We start from the raw sequence: 18,232 nt of genomic DNA, 5'->3' as shown, positions 1-18,232 counted from the left end.
ACCGGTCGGTGTCGCGTCAGCGCTTGTCGACACGGTGTCAGTAGCTGAGGTGTCGCCGGCCGAGGAACCGGCTGCCACGGCGGCTGCTCCCGCGGCACCGGCGGTTGCCGCGCTGGACGGTCCGGCGGTTCCGGACGGAGTCACCACGCCCTTGGTAGGCTTGTTCGATTGTGCCGCAGTACCTTTCGAAGCAGGACGGCCCGATGGCGTCGAGTCAGGCATGGCATCTCGAGGTGCCTCGGAGCTCGCCTGGCCTCGCTTGATGACCTCGGTTGGCGCCTCGGATCCTGATCGGCCCCGCGTAGACCCGGCCCGCGATGCGGCTGCGGTGGACCCGGAAGTACCGCCGCCGGTCGCCTTGTGCTTTACTGCGTCGGTCGCCGGGGAAGTCGGTTCGGTTGCCGCGGTTTTCGCGTCCGAATCCTGTACCGCGGCGCGCCCCGCCGAGGCGCCGGTCGGTGCGGAGGTGGTCGCTCCGCCCGATTCGGAGCGTTGTCCCGCGCCCGCCGCCGCGTCCGGGTTACCGCTCGCCGAGTCCTCCTTGCCGGAACCCGCCTTGCCGGAACCCGCTGTTTCGGAGGCGGAGGGTCCCGGTCCGGTCGATCCGAGTGCGGCAGTGTTTGCCTTACCCGCTGGTCCGGGGGCAGGTGTGCCCGTTGCGGTCGATCCGGGGGCGGGTGCGTTTGCCTTACCTGTGGCTCCGGACGCGGGTGCGTTCTGCCCGGTCGATCCTGGCTCGGTGTGGTTCACCCCACCTGCCGGTCCGGCGGGAGGTGTGCGCGTCGAGCTCGTCGATCCGGGAGTGGGTGCGTCGGCCTGGCCCGCTGGCCCTGAGGCGGGTGAGTTCGAGCTCGTCGTCGCGGCAGCCTGGCCGCTCTTGCTGTCCGTGGGGCCGGAAGGCGTGGGTGAGCTTGTGCTATCCACGGATCGCGGCGTCGGCGAGGTCGTGCTGTCGTCCGGCACTGATGAAGGTGTATTCGTGGCGCCCGCGGGTCCGGGGTCGGTCGTGTCGGAGGCTGAACCGGAAGCTGGGATGCTCGGTGCGTCTGGGGGATCCGAGGCCGGTGGATTCGTGGAGCGTGCGGCGCCGGTCGCCCTTTTCGCGGCCGCCGATCCGGAGGTCGTCGACTTCGTACCTTTCCGGGGGCCAGCCGACCATCTCCCGAGCGCGCCGGTCCGATCCGGGGTGCTGACCTGAGGCACGGCGGGCGTCGCCGCGCCCGCGGTGCCTGCTCCGGATTCGTCCGCACCAGCAGGATTCGCACCACGCTCGGCGGCTTCGCTACTTGACGGCGCGGCGTCGGTCGACTCCTGCGCCGACGTACCTCGCCGCGTCCCCGCAGGCGTTTGCGCGATCGGTTCGGTGGGCGGGGCCGGAGCAGGCCGGTCGCCCGCCCCGGCGATCGGGGTGCATTCGGTGGCGGCATCGGGGCGTGCGTCGGCCCCAGCCGCGTCGGCCGGTCGGGCGACATCCCGCGCCGGGTTTTTCTGGTCGTTCGCGTCAGACACGCACACCCCTCGCTCAGGCGGAACAGTGGAACTCGACGGTCAGCCTAATAGGCGCGGCCGGGCGAAGTCCGTCATCGGCCCGCGCCGGGCCGACCGAAGGAGGCAGCCGCATGATGGGGCGGCCGGGCGAAGTCTGTCCACAGCTCCGCGCCGGGCGGAGTGAAGGCGAGGCAGCCGCCTATTGAGCAAGTCGGTCAGCGGTGCACAATGATGCACATGACCTCGTTCGGTGACCTACTCGGACCGCAACCGGTACTGCTACCCGAAATCTCCGAAGCCGAGGACGCGCTCCTCGACAACGCCGATCCGGTGCGGGTTGCAGCCGACCATCCCGCCGCCTCGATCGCGTGGGCCCACCTCGCGGAGGCGGCGCTGACCCGAGGCGAAGGCCGAGACGAGGCGGTCAACCACGACATCGTCGCCGCGTACGCCTTCGCGCGCACCGGCTACCACCGCGGCCTCGACCTCCTGCGTCGCAACGGATGGAAGGGCTTCGGCCCGGTGCCGTGGAGCCACGAGCCCAATCGTGGGTTCCTGCGCAGCGTCGGCGCGCTGGCCCGCGCGGCAAAGGCGATCGGCGAGGCGGAAGAGTACGCGCGCTGCCTGGACCTGTTGGAAGACTGCGATCCCCGTGCGGCCGCAGAGCTCGGCCTCGACTGAACCGTAGTGATCGAGGCATCGCGTAGCGATTCGATGAGGGGTGTCGGTCGGGTGACGGGTGGGCTCGACCCGAATTCTCGTCTCGGCGCCGCCCAGGCGAGCAGCATGGTTCGGTTGCGCTCCTCATGGGCGCGGCTGCGGCGGTCTGCGCTGCCGATCATCCAGTGTGCGGTCGGCGCTGCGCTGGCCTGGTTCCTGGCTCATCACGTGATCGGTCACGCGCTGCCGTTCTTCGCGCCGACGGCGGCGGTGGTATCGATCGGTATCTCCTTCGGCGCCCGGCTGCGGCGCTCGGTGGAGCTGGTGGTCGGCGTCGCGGTCGGCATCGGCATCGGCGACCTGTTCATCTCCCGCGTCGGGACCGGCGTGTGGCAGATCGCGCTGGTGGTCGCGGTCGCCATGGCTGTGGTGGTGTTCCTCGACGGTGGCTCGATCATCACGATGCAGGCGGCCGGTTCCGCGGTGCTGGTCGCGACGTTGCTGCCGCCCTCGGCGGGCGGCGGTTTCTCCCGCATGATCGACGCGCTGGTCGGTGGCCTCGTCGGTGTCGTGGTGGTCGCCGCGATCCCATTGCATCCGGTACGCCGCGCGAGGACGCTGGCCGCGGAAATCCTCGGCGTGATGGGGAAATCGATCACCGAGTGCGCCGACGGACTGCTCGAGCAGGACCAGGAGAAAGTGCGCCGCGCGCTCACCGCCGTTCGCGCGACCCAACCACAGATCGACTCGTTGCGCGCCACGCTGGAGGGCGGACGCGAGATCAGCCGGATCTCCCCGCTGTACTGGAACTCCCGCGACCGTCTCGAACGCATCAGGGCCACAGCGGACCCGCTGGACAACGCCGTCCGTAACACCCGAGTCCTGTTGCGGCGCTCGCTGACTCTGGTCCTCGACGATGAAATCCTGCATCCCGGACTGATCGACGAGGTAGAGCGCCTCGGCCAAGCCGTCGACGTGGTGCGCCGGATGATGCTCGCCGACCCCGGCGAGCAGCCCGACCGGGCCGAGGCCGCCCGCGTGCTGCGCTCGGTCGCCAAGGGGGCGCGGCCGGAATTGGTAGCGGGCGCGGGACTTTCGGCGCACGTCGTGTTCGCGCAGGTGCGTTCGACGCTGGTCGACCTGATGCAGGTGTGCGGCTTGCAGCGCATTTCCGCGATGGCCCTGCTGCCCCCGACGGTCAAGAACCCCTACGTGCCGCCGGCATCGTGAGCCGGACTACTCGGCGAGATTCGGACATTCCACCCATGCGTCCAAGGGAACGGCCCCACAAGCGGGAACTACCGACCGGAACGGGGCTCGGGATCCCCGACCTCCGGGGCTCCGGTCTCAGGTCCAGAAGCGGGTCAGGAAGCTGCCGTATCGCGACCAATTCGATGGAACGCCGGACAGTTCGAAGAGGGCGTACACCGCGTCGAAGAACACCTGGTTGATGGCGGGGGTGAACAGCAGCGCGAACAGGATCAGCATGCCGAACGGCTTGAACTGATCCAGCGAGCGCCGTGTCCGGTAGCTCAGCGATGGCTCGACGATGCCGTATCCGTCAAGTCCGGGCAGTGGGATCAGGTTCAGGAGAGTTGCCGTGATCTGAAGGAACGCAAGGAAACTCATGCCGAACCAGAAGGCGGGATGCGCACTCGCGCTGCCTGCGAACCGGACGACCGCGAGCAGCAGCACCGCGCACAGCGCGTTCACGAAAGGCCCGGCGCCGCTGATGATCCGTTGCGTGCGCGGCGCGACATTGTGGGTGTGTACGTAGACTGCTCCGCCCGGCAGGCCGATACCGCCGAGCGCGATGAACACCATCGGCAACACGATCGACAGCAGCGGATGGCTGTACTTCAACGGGTTCAGCGTCAGGTATCCGCGCAGCTCCACTTCACGGTCTCCGGCCCGCCACGCCGTGAACGCGTGCGCGAACTCGTGCAGGCACAACGTGACGATCCAGCCGAACACCACGAGTACGAACACCCCGACCTTGGCCTTGGTCGAGTCCACCGGAGCGTCCCAGGCCAGCACGCCGCCGACCACCGTGAGGATGACCACGAGCAGGAACACCGGGCTCGGCCGCACCGCGCGCGACCTTCGGTCGATCGGGAACGGGGAAGTCATCGGATCAGCAGCCAGGATTCGCGGTGGCGATAGAAGCTCGAGCGCGGCACGGGCCGGTCGGTGCGGATACCGTCCCTGGTCACGATCGCGCCCGGGGTGCCGAGTTGCGCCGCCCGGCCCTCTAGCCAGCGGCGCCTGCGGATGCCCTTCTGTACGGCCGCCTGTATGCCCGGCAGCTCCAAGGTCGGTGAGACCAGCATGGCCGTCACCTTGCCGGAGAACAGCTGGGTGTCATCGACATAGGCCTCGCCCTCCAGCTTTTTCCCGCCGACGCCGGTGAGCACCGCGCGACCGACCAGGACCGTGCCGGTGTCGTCCCTGACCAGCGGCGTCTCGGTGGCACGGCCCTCGAGAGCCCGCTTGGCGGCGGCGTTGCCGGTGCCGGTCTGGTAGACGCGCGAGCCGTAGGTCTTGTCGACCGGCACGTAGCCGATCTCCACGTGCAGCCGCTCGGTGCGCATCAGATGGGTGAGCACCGCGGCCAGCGCGGCATCCTCACCGAGCACGATCAGGCGCGGCAGGCTGTCGGCGGCCAGCACGGGAAGGAGTTCGTCGATCTCGGCGGTGTCGGGGATGGCGCCCGTTTGAGTAGTCGGCAGCGCCGCGAGCGCGATGGGTACGGGTGCGCCGGCGCAGCGGAGAACATGGGTACTCAAGCTGCCGTACACCCTCCTCGGTTCGAGCCGACACCGTCGGGCCCTCGCAGGGGCGAACCCCCTGTGGTCCGCTCCGGTTGACGCCGCGCTGCCGCTCGGCGTGCCGTGCAACCATAGCCCTGCCCGGCTCTGACCACACCGTTGTCGAGACTACGGCGAGATCCGACGCGACGCCGCTTCGGATGGGTCGGCTAGACTGTGCTTCCGGCCACCGCCTCAGTACGGCAGGTAGCTGCAACACACACCAGTGTTGCCTGTCGAACCGTAGGAGACACGACAATGCCGGCAATCGTCCTCATCGGCGCCCAATGGGGTGACGAAGGTAAGGGCAAAGCAACCGATCTGCTCGGTGGCCGGGTGCAGTGGGTGGTTCGCTACCAAGGTGGCAACAATGCCGGACACACCGTGGTACTGCCCAACGGGGACAATTTCGCCCTGCACCTGATCCCCTCCGGCATCCTCACCCCCGGCGTGACGAACGTCATCGGCAACGGCGTCGTCATCGACCCCGGTGTACTCCTCGCGGAGCTGGCCGGGCTGGAAGAGCGCGGCGTGGACACCTCCGGCCTGCTGCTCTCCGCCGACGCGCACCTGATCATGCCGTACCACGTGGCCATCGATAAAGTCACCGAACGCTTCCTCGGCAACAAGAAGATCGGCACCACCGGCCGCGGCATCGGCCCCTGCTACCAGGACAAGGTCGCCCGCGTCGGCGTGCGCGTCGCAGACGTGCTCGACGAGAAGATCCTCACCCAGAAGGTCGAGGCCGCGCTGGAGTTCAAGAACCAGGTGCTGGTCAAGATCTACAACCGCCGCGCGCTCGACCCGCAGCAGGTGGTCGACGAGGTGCTCACGCAGGCCGACAGCTTCAAACACCGGATCGCCGACACCCGGCTGCGGCTGAACCTGGCGCTGGAGCGCGGGGAGACGGTGCTGCTGGAGGGTTCCCAGGGCACCCTGCTGGACGTGGACCACGGCACCTACCCATACGTCACTTCATCGAACCCGACTTCCGGCGGCGCGGCGGTCGGCGCGGGCGTCGGGCCCAACCGGATCAATACCGTGCTCGGCATCCTGAAGTGCTACACCACCCGGGTCGGCTCCGGTCCGTTCCCGACCGAGCTGTTCGACGAGTTCGGCACATACCTGGCCAAGACCGGCGGCGAGGTCGGCGTCACCACCGGCCGCGCGCGGCGCTGCGGCTGGTTCGACGCGGTGATCGCCCGCTACGCCACCCGGGTCAACGGCATCACCGACTACTTCCTCACCAAGCTGGACGTTCTGTCCAGCCTGGAGACGGTGCCGATCTGCGTCGCCTATGACGTGGACGGCGAGCGGGTCGAGCAGATGCCGACCACCCAGACTGGATTCCACCACGCGAAGCCCATTTTCGAGGAGATGCCAGGCTGGTGGGAGGACATCTCCGGCGCGCGCACCTTCGAGGAACTGCCGGCGAACGCACAGGCGTACGTTTTGCGTCTGGAGGAGCTGGCCGGCGCCCGCATTTCCTGTGTCGGTGTCGGTCCCGGCCGGGATCAGACGATCGTCCGGCACGATGTCCTCGGCTAGAACCTGTTCGAATTCCCCACGGTAGAGCGGAATTTCGGCCCCGATCGCACGAAATTCCCGTGCCGCTTCATAGTTCATCGGCTTCGACCATGATCGGTGAAGAACTACAGTAAGCGCATGGCTCGGAACCGGCCGATGATCGAGCGCGACAGCGAATTCGAGGCGATCCGCGCGGCGCTGACCGGGCCCGAATATGTCGGGGTGGTGCTTACCGGAGATGCCGGGGTGGGCAAGACCACCCTGGCCCGGCATGCCAGCTCCGCGATCGGCGGCAATATTCGCTGGGTGGCGGGCACCGAGTCGGCACGCAGCATTCCGCTGGGGGTGTTCGCGCATATGGTCGGCGTCTCCACGGCGCACGATCCGGTGACGTTCATGTCCGCCGCTCGCGAGGCACTGCTCGCCGATGGGCACACGGTGATCGGCGTGGACGACGCCCACCTGCTCGACCAGCTCTCGGCCGCCCTGCTGTTGCAGCTGGCCATCGACAAGGCCGCGCACATCGTGGTCACCGTCCGCAGCGGCGTGCCGGTGCCCGACGCGGTCACCTCGCTGTGGAAAGACGGGCATCTGATGCGCATCGATCTGCGCCCGTTCAGCCAGCGGCAGAGCGTGAAGCTGGTGGAGTCGATGCTCGGCGGGCAGCTGGAAGGATTTACCGCCAACCTGATGTGGGAGTCCTCCGCCGGAAATGCCCTGTTCCTCAAGCATTTGGTCGAGGGAGCGCTGGAGGCGGGCACACTGCGCCAGGTGAACGGTGTGTGGCAGCTCCGCGGCAGGGCCGCGGTGACCTCGGAACTGGCCGCGCTGCTGGAGGATCGGGTCGAGCAGCTGCCCGATCCGGTGCTGAGGGTGCTGGAACTGCTGACCTTCTGCGAGCCGATCGATCTCGATGTGCTCGCCGAATTGGCCGGTGAGGATGCGGTGGAAGCCGCCGAGAACCGCGGCGTGATCCGGGTAGTGGAGAGTTCGCGTCAGCTCACCGTGCGATACAACCACCCGCTGTTCGGCGAGGTGATCCGGCGCAGGCTCGGCATCGCCTCGGCACGACGATTGCGTGGCCGCCTGTACTCCTCGCTCAAAGAACGTGCGATCAATTCCGCCGCCGACCGGATCCGGCTGGCCGAGTTGGCCTTGGACAGTGATAAATCCGCGGATCTGGAATTGCTCGAAGCGGCCGCCGCCGACGCGATCGGTTTGGCGAATCTGCCACTGGCCGAACGTTTCGCGCGGGCCGCGGTGGAGCGGCGCGGCGGCGTGGAGGCCGCCGACCTGCTGGCGCGCGCCCTGCTGTGGCAGGGGCATCGGATCGAGGCCGAGCGCACGTTGGCCGGCTTCGACCCCGACCAGCTCGACGAGGTGCAGCTAGCGCGCTGGGGCAGCACCAGGGTGGCGAATCTGTTGTGGGCCATGGGCGATGCCGACCGCGCAGGCGAAGTGCTGACGCTGTTGCGCGGCAGGGTGAAGCATCCGAAGATCGCCGCGATCTTCATCGGTCTCGCCTCGGCGTCGGCGGTCAACGAGAACCGCGTCGACCACGCGTTCACCGAGGCGGAAACGGTCATGACCACCGAAGGCGCGCCGCCGTGGGCGGTGTGGTGGGCCGCGTTCGGCGGCGGCCTCGCACTGGCGTTGATGGGCAAGGGCGAGGCGGCCAAGGAGTACGCGGCGCGCGGTCACGCGGTGGAAGAGCACATCGACGGCCTCAACCGCTTCATGTCCACGCACGCGGAGGTGCTCGCGCTCACCTTCACCGGCGATCTCGAGGCCGCACGGCATTGTGCCGGAGCCTATTTCGGCTACTCCGCGCCGGGGCAATACTTGGCCTGGGGCATGTCGAAGATTCTGCAAGGCACCGTCGACGTGGCGCAGGGCCGGTTCCTGGTCGCCATCGAGCATCTGGAACAGGCGCTGGCCGCGCTGATAGCCGAAGGCGCAGCCGCTTGGATGTTTCCGGCGAGAATTCGTCTGGCCGAGGCGTATTCGGCGCTCGGCCGCGCCGCGGAGGCGGCCGAGTCGATCGCGGACGCCACCGCGCGTGGGGGACGGCACAGTGCGGTCTACGAGCCTCAGCTCGAAATCGCCCGTGCCTGGCAGGCTGCCGCCGAAGGCACCGTCACCCCAGCCGTCCGAATCGCTATCGGCGCCGCCGACGCGGCAGCACGCGCGCATCAGCATGCGATCGAGGCCATGGCGCTGCATACCGCGGCCCGGTTCGGTGATCACTCCGTGGCAGGACGGCTGGCCGACCTGGCGTCCCGGGTGGAGGGACGGCTGGTGCAGGCGCAGGCACGACACGCGATAGCCCTCGCCACACACGACGGCCCCGGACTCGACGCCGCCGTGGCGGAATTCGAGCGCATCGGCGCGATGCTGTCGGCGGCCGACGCCGCGGCTCAGGCCTCCTCGGCACACGAGCGGGCCGGGGACCGGCGCAGGATGCTGGAGTCCGCCGCCGCGGCGAACCGCCTCGCCGCCGCCTGTGGCGGAGCGAGTACGCCCGCCCTGCGGCACGCCGCTCAGCCGTTGCCGTTGACCGCGCGGGAACGCGAGATCGCGAATCTTGTCGCCGCGGGGCTGTCCAATCGGCAGATCGCCGACCGTCTCACCGTCTCGGTGCGCACGGTGGAGGGGCATCTCTACCGCGCCTGCATCAAGATGGACGTCACCGCCCGCGAATCCCTCGGCGCCCTGATGCGCGGCGAATCCGCAATGGGGTGAGGTCGCGCGCGTCTTCCGCCACCGACTGAGCATGCCTGGTGGCAGGGTGCGGGTCCTACCAGCGCGTATCCCGGTCCCGGCACCTGCCTCGATCACCAACGGCCGTGGTGTGGCACTCGCGCTTGTCTCGGCCCTGTGCCGCTCGCCGGGGCGAACTGGTTGTTAGGCTGACGCGACCAGGGTTTCTTCGGTAGTTGGGACGGATGGTGCGGATTTTCATCGGCGTATGTTCGGTTGCGGCGGGGATGGCGCTCACGCTCGGCTGCTCGAGCGGGCAGCAGGCGCCGATACCCGGTTCGCCGTCGGCGACGAGCCGGGTATCGGCGACGCCGCGGTCGGAGACTCCGCAGGAGCGCAACGTTCGGATCAGGCAGAAGCTGATCGAATTGGGGTGCTCGTCGAACGCCTGCATCCAGACGTATTTCGGTTGCGCCGACGGCTACATCACCGGGGAAGCCTGCGATTTCTATCGCGAACACCCGATCTACTGAGCGGCGTGCTGCTCGGACGGCCAGCATATGTCGACGACTATCGAATAGTACGATAATCCCCGACATAACGCTGGTTCGTGGCTAGGCTGCGGGCATGAGCGTGGTCATCGATGAAGCGCATCCAGCTGCGGAAGAACTGCGGCTGTCGAAAGTGCTTGCGGCGCTGTCGGATCCGGCGCGACTGACGGCGGTTCGGGTATTGGCGCTCACCGAGGAGGTAGCGTGTACCGAGCTGCAGCAGCGCGCGGGCCTGACCATCGGCCGCTCGACATTCTCCTATCACCAGCGCGTGTTGCGGGAGGCCGGGGTGCTGCGGGCACGTGTCCGCGGGGCACGCCGAATGCTCAGCCTGCGCCGTGACGATCTCGACACCCATTTCCCCGGTCTGCTCGATGCCATCCTCGACACCGCGCCCGAGATGTTGTGACCGGCATCTGCGTGCTGTCAGTCCTCGAGCGCCCGTGCGGTGAGGGTGCGGAAGTCGTCGCCGATCGTGCTGCGCCAGTCCGCGGCGACGATGAGGTTCTGGGACTGAAGCAGCAGCAGGGCAACCACATCCTTGTGCGGGTCGGCATACCAGGCGGTTCCGAGGCCGCCCGGCCAGGACAGGGTTCCGACGCTGGGCCCGGCGCCACTCTGGCGGGTGCGCACGCGCAGTCCGTAGCCGAAGCCGTGCTCGGCCCACAGATTTTGGCCGAGGGGTAGCGCGAACGGCGGCTCGGCACGTTGCCGCTCGGTCAGATGATCGGTGGTCATCGCTTCGACCAGCTGCCGCGACAGCACCCGCACTCCGTCGAATTGCCCATTGCCGAGCAGCATGTGGGCGAACCGGGCGTAATCGTCGCCCGTGGACACCAGCCCCGCACCGCCGGAAGATACCGCACCGTGGCCGTTGGATGGCGATTTCGCGGGCCGACCCATGGTCCGGTTATCGCCGGCAGGATGCTGATCTCGTCGGTCAACCGCGCCGGTCCGTGGGACACGGCCACGGCCACGGCGACAATCGGGATCGAGAGCCGTCGTATCTGATTGTCGGAGGAATGATCGCCAAAGTCGCTGCGCGGTATTGATTCCGCCGAGCTCCTATTTCCCAGCTATGAAGATCGGGCCGATGTCCGATAAGTCACAATCGATCTTGGCACCAGCGCTCGGGCGGGAGACGTGCCGGTTGGGTTCTGGGCATGTGGAGGTGGTCGTGACTAGTGGGGAGGTGGCGCACCTGGTCGCGGACGACGGTGCGGCGACAGACAGCGGCACCAGCGACGGTGAGCCCGAGGCGCATGGGCCATCGACATCGATCACGGACCGGAAACAGCCCGACCTCGTTGCCCAGGCAGTCCCGGCTATCGCGAATCTGGCACGAAACGTGCTCGGCGGACCTGGCGCGGCACCGAATTCAGGCGCACGCACCCAAGCCGTACCGGCGGTGGGCCCGGCGGCACCTCCGGCCAACGGTGTGCCGGGACCCGCACCTAACGCTGCCGCGGCGCCGCCGCCCGGCGGCGCCGCGGTACCTTCCGGCGTGACCGCACCGCCGGCTGGCGCACCTCCGACCGCAGCGCCACCGCCGCCCGGGATCGACCCGGAGACCATCGCAGACCTCGCGCCTGCCGCCATGACGGCCGGTTCGATGGCCTTGATGGCACTGCCGATGTTGGCGTCAGCGCTGGCCGGTCTAGCCGGCGGCGGATCGGGTGCTGGATCCGGATCCACTGCCGCCGCACCCGCCGGAGGCGGGCTTTCCCCAGAGGCTCAACGGGCGTTGGACACGTTGGAAACCCTGGCGGCCCTTTACGGCAAGGACGGCACCCCGTCGGGCACCGATGGCTTGGGGTCGAGACCCGGCGGAGCCGGCGGCTCGGGTGCCGGGGCGACCGCGATCAGGGCAAGGGCTCTGTTCCAGAAGAACGTGGCGAGGGCGTTCAACGACCTGGACAACGATCTCGCGAGATACGTCTCGAATCTGGCCGGATTCAACAAAGCCGACCGGCAAGCGGTCATCAAGTTGCTCCGCGAGGTCAACGTCCAACTCGCCGAGCTCGGCCCCAACGCCTATACCAAAGATGGTCAGCGGAAAGTGCACCAAATCCTCACCGCTGCATTGGAAAAAGCCCAAAAGATCGTCGGTGGCGGGGCCGCCAACGCAACCGAAACCGCCGCGATGGTCGACCGGCTCACCGCCCAGTACCTCAACGGAATAGCTGGAAAACGAACGGAGGGAGCCGGCGCGACGCGGCCGGGTGATGGCCGACCCCGAGCACCTCTCGATCCGGGGAAATACAGAATCAGCTCCCACTACGGCCCTCGCAATGGCAAGCATCACGGCGGCCTCGACCTCGCGGCCCCCGCGGGGACCCCCATCTACGCCGTTACCGGTGGCACTGTTGTCAAGGCGGGCAATGCGGGCGATGGCTACGGATACCACGTGCGCATCCGCTCCGCCGATGGCACCGAGACCATCTATGCCCACCAAACCGCCGGCAGCATCCGCGTCAAGCCCGGCGACCGGATCCCGGCAGGCACCGTGATCGGCGCCGTCGGGTCCACCGGCAACTCCACCGGTAACCACCTGCACTACGAAGTTCGGCGCAATGGGCGCTCCATCGAGCCCACGGCCTATCTGGCGGCAAACGGCGTACGAGTGTGACACGCGGCGCCAACCGTCGTTATTGTCGTACTGTCAATACGCCCTCCCGTTCGCGTCGGGAGGACGCACCGGCACCGGTGCCCTGGAGCAACGACGAACCGAGGTAGGCGTGAGCACTTCATCCACCGCCGCGCATGGCCCGCTCGCGGGCATCAAAGTCATCGAACTGGCCGGTATCGGCCCCGGTCCGCACGCCGCACTGCTGCTCGCCGATCTCGGCGCCGACGTAGTGCGGGTGCAGCGCGCGGGCCAGCTGCCCGGCGGTTTCGACCGGGCGCAGCTGCGCGGACGGACCATCGTCGAGGCCGACCTCAAGGACCCCGCCGATCTCGAGAAGGTGCTGGGCTTGGTCGAGAAGGCAGATGTGCTGATCGAAGGCTTCCGTCCCGGCGTCACCGAGCGGATGGGCATCGGCCCGGACGACGCGCTCGCTCGCAACCCCCGCCTGATCTACGGCCGGATGACCGGCTGGGGTCAGGAGGGTCCACTGGCCGACCGTGCCGGACACGACATCAACTACATCTCCATCACCGGCGTGCTGCACGCGATCGGCCGCAAGGGTGAGCGCCCGGTCCCGCCGCTGAACATGGTGGGCGACTTCGGCGGCGGCTCGATGTTCCTGGTATTCGGCATCCTCGCCGCACTGGTGGAGCGACAGACCTCGGGTAAGGGGCAGGTGATCGACGCGGCGATGGTCGATGGCGCCCTTGCCCTTTCGCACATGATCTGGGGAATGCGCGGAGCCGGCGCCTGGTCCGACGAGCGCGGTGTGAACCTACTCGACACCGGAATGTCGTTTTACGACACTTACGAAACCGGCGACGGCAAGTACATGGCGGTCGGCGCGATCGAGCCGCAGTTCTACGCGCAGCTGCTCGCCGGACTGGAGATAGATCCGGAGGGTCTGCCCTTCCAGCTCGACCCGGCCGGCCAGGAGACGTTGAAAAAGCTGTTCGCCGAACGCTTCCGGGCTAAGACTCGCGACGAGTGGACCGAGATCTTCGTCGGGACCGACGCCTGCGTCTCGCCTGTCCTCACCTTCGCGGAGGCGACGAAGAACGAGCACATCTCGGCCCGCGGCTCGCTGCTGGAGCTGGACGACATCACCCAGCATGCCCCGGCGCCCCGGTTCTCTCGCACCCCGAACGGCATCCCCACCCCACCACCGACCACGGCCACGTCCATCGAGTCGGTGTGGGCCGACTGAGCATCGAGCGGGATGCCAGGGCACCGCGGCATCTGCTGATCTGCGCAGATGATCAAATTTTTAACATACCAACCGGTTCGACAGTACGGCACTGTGCCTGCCATACTGTCGGCGAGCAGGCGGCTCTAGAGCGCAGCTGATCGTGACGGGCAACCGTCCGGTCCGCTGCTTGACCGCCTTGCTTGCTGGAGGCCTCGGCGCCGTGCAGCCTTCTGCACGCCGCCCGCGCATGACGAGGGCCAGCCCCGAGGGGTGGCGGGCCGGTCGTGCCCGGCGGCGCTCGGAGGGGAAGTGCCGCCGGCCAAGGCCCTCCGCGGACATCCCGCCATCAGTAGCAGGTCAGCGGCGTCAACGGATCGGCGGCACGTGGCGTCAGCGCCGCATAGGCGGAGGCAATACCCTTGACCGCCAAGCGCAATTCGGGTTCCTGGTGCGTGAACGGCAGCCGCAGAAACCGTTCGAACGCGCCCTGCACGCCGAATCTCGGCCCCGCCGCGAGCAATACGCCGTGATTGGGCGCCGTGGCGGCCAGCGCGGTCGACACCGAGCTCGGCAGCTGCGCCCACACCGACATGCCACCCGCACCGACGGTCACGCGCCAGTCCGGCAGCTCCTCGGCGAGGGAATCGAGCAGAGCGGCACGCTGCGAACGCAATTGGTCGCGGCGCCGGTCGAGGATGACGTCCGCGTGCTCGAGCAGGTGGACGGTGGCCAACTGGTCCATGACGGGAGTGCCGAGGTCGACCGTGGAACGGATGCCGAGCAGTTTGGTGATCAGCGACTGGTTGGTGCGAATCCAGCCGACGCGCAGACCACCCCAGAACGATTTCGACGCCGAGCCGATCGTGACGATCTCGGCGCCCTTGGCGAACGCCGCGACCGGAGGTGGCGGTACTTCGTCGCCGAGTCCGAGATCCGCCATGGACTCGTCGATCACGACAGTCATCCTGGTCTCCCTGGCGATGGCAGCCAGCTCGGCACGGCCGTCGGCGTCCAGCAGCAGGCCGGTCGGGTTGTTGTAATCCGGCACGAGGTAGGCCAGTGTGGCCGCGGTTTGCCGCGCGGCGCTGCGGATTCCATCGAGGTCCCAGCGGGTCACCGGGTCCTCGGGCCGCAGCGGCACCGGCACCGGGCGAGCGCCGACGTCCCGAATCGCTTCGATGGCGTTCGGATAAGTCGGGTGGTCGATGAGCACGCGGGCGGCGGGTGCGGTGAGCACGTTCAGCAGCAGACGAAGTCCGTGCTGCGCGCCGAGGGTGACCAGGACCTGGTCCGGGGCGGTCGGCAGGCCGCGCGCGGTGTAGCGGCGGGCGATCGCCTCGCGCAGCGCGAGCACACCGACCGGGTCCATGCCGTGTGTGCCGAGATACGCCGGAATCCCGTGCAGCGCAGTCGAATACGCTTCCTGCATCTCGAGTGGGGCAGCCATGGCAGCGTAGGTCATGTCGATGGTGGGCAGTTCGGGCGGCGCCATCGTGGCGAGGATGCTCCTGGCCGGCTTGATGCCGTCGTGCTGCACATCGCGTGGCAGCGCCACGGTGCTGCGCGAGCCCTGCCTGCTGATCAGGTAGCCGTGCTCCCGCAACAGCGCGTAAGTGGACGTGATGGTCGTGCGACTGACCGCCAGGGTGGCGGCGAGATCTCGTTCGCTGGGCAGTGCGACTCCCAACGGCGCGCGCCCGTCGTGGATCAGCAGCCGGATGCCTTCGGCGAGCGCCAGGTACGCCGGACGCGCGGACCGCCGAGCGGATGAATCGCCCTCGCCGTTGTCCACGTTCCGCCACCGACCCAGATCGCGAGCCAAGCTGCCCGCGCCGATCACTCTCGTCGCCATACAGGCCAGTATTGACTGATTGGATATTTATTGGCAAGGCCAGTTGGGCGCACGCTGTATGACATGGCCATCCCCGCCACCGCGGATCAACTGCGACAAGGCCGAGGCGGAGCCGCTGACGATCGGGTCACCCGGAGGCGCATCCAAGGCCAGTCTCGGATAACTGGACGGACCTTTTCGAACTTGTCGGTCGCCCGGTGCAGACTTGCAGCATGAGTGACTTCACTCGCCTTGCCGCCGAGGCCATGATGCCCGGCCGTGTGGGGGCCATCAACCTCCCCACCGCGGCGACGCTGTTCGACACCGCCATCGGCCACTGCGCGATCGCGTGGCGTGGCGCGACGGTGATCCGATTCCAGCTCCCCGAGGCGAGCCCGGCAGCGACCCTGGCACGTATCGCTCGCCGTCGCGCCGGACACCTGGACGAGGAGGTTCGCGAAGAGAAACCCACCGGCGTGATCGCCGAGGCCATCGCTGCGATCCATGCCCACCTCGCAGGCGAGCTCGACGACTTGCGCTGGATTCCGCTGGACACCGGTGAAATTCCGCAGTTCCATCGCGCCGTCTACGACGTAACACGCGCCGTCGATCCCGGCCACACTCTCAGCTACGGCCAAGTCGCCGACCGCGTCGGCGCACCAGGCGCAGCCCAGGCCGTCGGACAGGCCCTGGGCCGCAACCCGATTCCGCTCATCATCCCATGCCACCGCGTACTCGCCGCCGACCATGCGCTGCACGGATTCTCCGCGCCCGGTGGGATCGACACCAAACAACGGCTTCTGGCAATCGAGCGCACCTCTGGGTTCGGCGAGCCGACGCTGTTCTGAGTTCCCTCCAGACCCTCTTCGAAGCCGGCAGCCCCTACGGCAACCCGCCGCCGATAGGTGCGTTGTCTGCGTGGACGAGTTCAGATCGTGGAATGCGTAGCCGCCGTGAGCGGTCGTTCCCACCCTTGGCAACCTGGCCCGACAACTCGCTGCGCGTTCGGTGTAGCGTCCATCTGCGCGCATGGAATGCAGTACTGACCAGGGGTTTCGACGTCTCGATCAGGAGAGTCGGATGAGTTTTCGAAGACGCCGCCGCGGTACCCGTCGACATGTTCTCGGGCGCCGATTGCCTCGGGTGCGCGTCTGCTCCGGTCGGAGCGATTCGGACATCTGTGCCACCACGGCAGCTGACGCAGGGAAACCGCTGTCGGTATGACACGGCCCGGCTGACGTTCCGACAGAAGGGAACCAGTAATGAACAAGACCAGTGTGCAGTCAGCCGACGCCCCAGCGGAATTCCTTGCCGTATATCCCGACTACGCGTCCACCAGTTCGCTCGATCGGATACGCAAGGAGCAGTACTCGTACCTGGACCAGAACGGTCTGGTATACCTCGACTACGCGGGAGCCGGGCTCGCCGCGACAGCACAATACCGATCGCACCAGGATCGGCTTTCCGAAAACTGTTTCGGCAACCCGCATTCGGAGAATCCGACCTCGCGGGCCGCGACCGAATTGGTAGACCAGGCACGTCGTGCGGTGCTTGCGCACCTCAACGCCTCGCCTGACGAATATTGCGCGATCTTCACTGCCAATGCGAGTTCGGCCTGCCGGATCATCGGAGAGGCCTATCCGTTCGCGCGTGGTTCGCACTTCGTCATGACCTCGGACAACCACAACTCCATTATCGGAATGCGAGAATTCGCCAAGGCGAAACGAGCCGAGGTGGTGCATGTTCCGATCGGAACGCCCGATCTGCGAACGACGGATGAGGCTGTGCGTGCCGCATTGAGCAATCGCACACGGCCACGATTCTCCGGGGTGTACCGGAAGGGTGAGCCGGGTAGGCGCGGTTTGTTCGCCTTTCCGGCGCAGAGTAATTTCACCGGAGTTCAACATCCGCTGGACTGGGTGGAGCTGGCGCACCGGCACGGCTATGACGTACTGCTGGACGCAGCCGCGTATCTTCCCACCAACGAACTGGATTTGAGTGTCGTACGAGCCGATTTCGTGCCGATCAGCTGGTACAAGCTCTTCGGCTACCCGACCGGGGTCGGATGCCTGGTCGCACGCCGGGAGGCGCTGGCCAGGCTGCGCAGGCCGTGGTTCGCGGGCGGCACTATTGCGGCCGTGAGCGTTCAGGGTGACTGGCATATGCTGACCGACGACGAAAGTGCCTACGAAGACGGGACGCTGAATTTCCTGTCCATTCCCGATGTGACATTCGGGATCGGCTGGTTGCGGGAAATCGGCGTCGACCTGGTGCACCGCCGGGTCGTGTGTCTGACCGGTTGGTTGCTCGATCGGCTGCGATCGCTGACACACGACAACGGTGCCTCGATGATCAAGATCTATGGACCGCAAGACACGGTCCGCCGCGGGGGCACGGTCACGTTCAATTTCCTCGACCCGGACGGTATCGTCGTCGACGAGCGCTTGGTTGCCACCGAGTCCGCGGCAGCGGGCTTCTCCATCCGCACAGGTTGCTTCTGCAACCCAGGTGCGGGCGAGGGGGCTTTCGATATCCAGCTGCCCATATTGCGGCGCCTGTTCGGGGCACGCCTCCCGACCATCGATGAATACGTCACAGTGCTCGGTCTGCCGAGCGGCGGCGCCATCCGGGTCTCGTTCGGTACACCGTCGAATATCCAGGACGTCGAGCGATTCATCGGTTTCGCCGAAGACACGTACCGGAACAGGCCCGCGACAGTGGACGGCCTGCGACCTCGGGAACGATGCTGACCGGGCTCGCGGCGAGACGTACTCATCGCGAGGAAGGTTTTGTCCAACATCGGATTCACACCGCCTAGGCAGCGCGCGGCGCCGGGCACGGAGAACGGAC

The 18,232-nt window shown here is 67.6% G+C and carries 15 protein-coding genes; 11 read left to right on the top strand and 4 right to left on the bottom strand.

Annotated features, from left to right (window positions below):
- The first annotated feature begins 262 nt into the window (after positions 1 to 262).
- From OH799_RS22725 to OH799_RS22715, 3 genes are all read left to right on the top strand, one after another.
- Positions 263 to 1,198 (top strand): hypothetical protein, encoded by a 936-nt coding sequence (locus OH799_RS22725; RefSeq protein ID WP_406267561.1) that lies wholly within the window; start codon positions 263 to 265, stop codon positions 1,196 to 1,198.
- A 527-nt stretch (positions 1,199 to 1,725) separates the two neighbouring features.
- Positions 1,726 to 2,169, top strand: coding sequence for a DUF3151 domain-containing protein (locus tag OH799_RS22720; protein WP_406267558.1), 444 nt, complete (start codon positions 1,726 to 1,728; stop codon positions 2,167 to 2,169).
- 105 nt (positions 2,170 to 2,274) lie between these two features.
- Positions 2,275 to 3,378 (top strand): FUSC family protein, encoded by a 1,104-nt coding sequence (locus tag OH799_RS22715; protein WP_406282397.1) that lies wholly within the window; start codon positions 2,275 to 2,277, stop codon positions 3,376 to 3,378.
- A gap of 117 nt (positions 3,379 to 3,495) precedes the next feature.
- On the opposite strand, the gene OH799_RS22710 is transcribed toward OH799_RS22715, so the two are convergent.
- Entirely contained in the window at positions 3,496 to 4,278 is a 783-nt protein-coding gene (locus OH799_RS22710; RefSeq protein WP_406267555.1) for a site-2 protease family protein, read from the bottom strand.
- A complete protein-coding gene (locus OH799_RS22705; protein WP_406267552.1) occupies positions 4,275 to 4,934 on the bottom strand; it encodes a hypothetical protein in 660 nt (219 codons plus the stop codon). Before OH799_RS22705 ends, OH799_RS22710 begins: the two co-directional genes overlap by 4 nt.
- Positions 4,935 to 5,213: 279 nt before the next feature.
- On the opposite strand from OH799_RS22705, the gene OH799_RS22700 reads away from it, so the two are divergent.
- The 4 genes from OH799_RS22700 (at position 5,214) to OH799_RS22685 (ending at position 10,142) form a co-directional block, all read left to right on the top strand.
- Positions 5,214 to 6,503 (top strand): adenylosuccinate synthase, encoded by a 1,290-nt coding sequence (locus OH799_RS22700; RefSeq protein ID WP_406267550.1) that lies wholly within the window; start codon positions 5,214 to 5,216, stop codon positions 6,501 to 6,503.
- 117 nt (positions 6,504 to 6,620) lie between these two features.
- Positions 6,621 to 9,224, top strand: coding sequence for a LuxR C-terminal-related transcriptional regulator (locus tag OH799_RS22695; protein ID WP_406267547.1), 2,604 nt, complete (start codon positions 6,621 to 6,623; stop codon positions 9,222 to 9,224).
- A 203-nt stretch (positions 9,225 to 9,427) separates the two neighbouring features.
- Positions 9,428 to 9,715: a hypothetical protein gene (locus OH799_RS22690; protein ID WP_406267544.1), complete on the top strand. Its 288-nt coding sequence runs from the start codon at positions 9,428 to 9,430 to the stop codon at positions 9,713 to 9,715.
- 94 nt (positions 9,716 to 9,809) lie between these two features.
- On the top strand, positions 9,810 to 10,142 hold the full coding sequence (locus OH799_RS22685; RefSeq protein WP_406267541.1) for an ArsR/SmtB family transcription factor: 333 nt from the start codon (positions 9,810 to 9,812) through the stop codon (positions 10,140 to 10,142).
- Between the two features lie 17 nt (positions 10,143 to 10,159).
- On the opposite strand, the gene OH799_RS22680 is transcribed toward OH799_RS22685, so the two are convergent.
- A complete protein-coding gene (locus tag OH799_RS22680) occupies positions 10,160 to 10,786 on the bottom strand; it encodes a serine hydrolase (RefSeq protein ID WP_406282395.1) in 627 nt (208 codons plus the stop codon).
- A 124-nt stretch (positions 10,787 to 10,910) separates the two neighbouring features.
- Between OH799_RS22680 and OH799_RS22675 the strand changes: the two genes are divergently transcribed.
- Together OH799_RS22675 and OH799_RS22670 are read left to right on the top strand one after the other, a co-directional pair.
- Positions 10,911 to 12,362: a peptidoglycan DD-metalloendopeptidase family protein gene (locus tag OH799_RS22675; protein ID WP_406267538.1), complete on the top strand. Its 1,452-nt coding sequence runs from the start codon at positions 10,911 to 10,913 to the stop codon at positions 12,360 to 12,362.
- 109 nt (positions 12,363 to 12,471) lie between these two features.
- Positions 12,472 to 13,569, top strand: a complete 1,098-nt coding sequence (locus OH799_RS22670) for a CaiB/BaiF CoA transferase family protein (protein WP_406267536.1) — start codon at positions 12,472 to 12,474, stop codon at positions 13,567 to 13,569.
- Between the two features lie 328 nt (positions 13,570 to 13,897).
- Here OH799_RS22670 and OH799_RS22665 read toward each other — a convergent pair whose 3' ends face one another.
- Positions 13,898 to 15,403 (bottom strand): PLP-dependent aminotransferase family protein, encoded by a 1,506-nt coding sequence (locus tag OH799_RS22665; protein ID WP_406267534.1) that lies wholly within the window; start codon positions 15,401 to 15,403, stop codon positions 13,898 to 13,900.
- Positions 15,404 to 15,648: 245 nt separating this feature from the next.
- Here OH799_RS22665 and OH799_RS22660 point away from each other — a divergent pair, with 245 nt between their 5' ends.
- Positions 15,649 to 16,230, top strand: coding sequence for a methylated-DNA--[protein]-cysteine S-methyltransferase (locus OH799_RS22660; RefSeq protein WP_406282392.1), 582 nt, complete (start codon positions 15,649 to 15,651; stop codon positions 16,228 to 16,230).
- Positions 16,231 to 16,644: 414 nt separating this feature from the next.
- Positions 16,645 to 18,132 carry an aminotransferase class V-fold PLP-dependent enzyme gene (locus OH799_RS22655; RefSeq protein ID WP_406267531.1) on the top strand — a complete coding sequence of 496 codons (1,488 nt, stop codon included), beginning with the start codon at positions 16,645 to 16,647 and terminating at the stop codon, positions 18,130 to 18,132.
- Positions 18,133 to 18,232 lie beyond the last annotated feature (100 nt).

The sequence above is a fragment of the Nocardia sp. NBC_00881 genome (assembly GCF_045207455.1).
Taxonomy (GTDB): Bacteria; Actinomycetota; Actinomycetes; order Mycobacteriales; family Mycobacteriaceae; genus Nocardia.
This window is presented reverse-complemented; position numbering and strand designations above follow the sequence as displayed.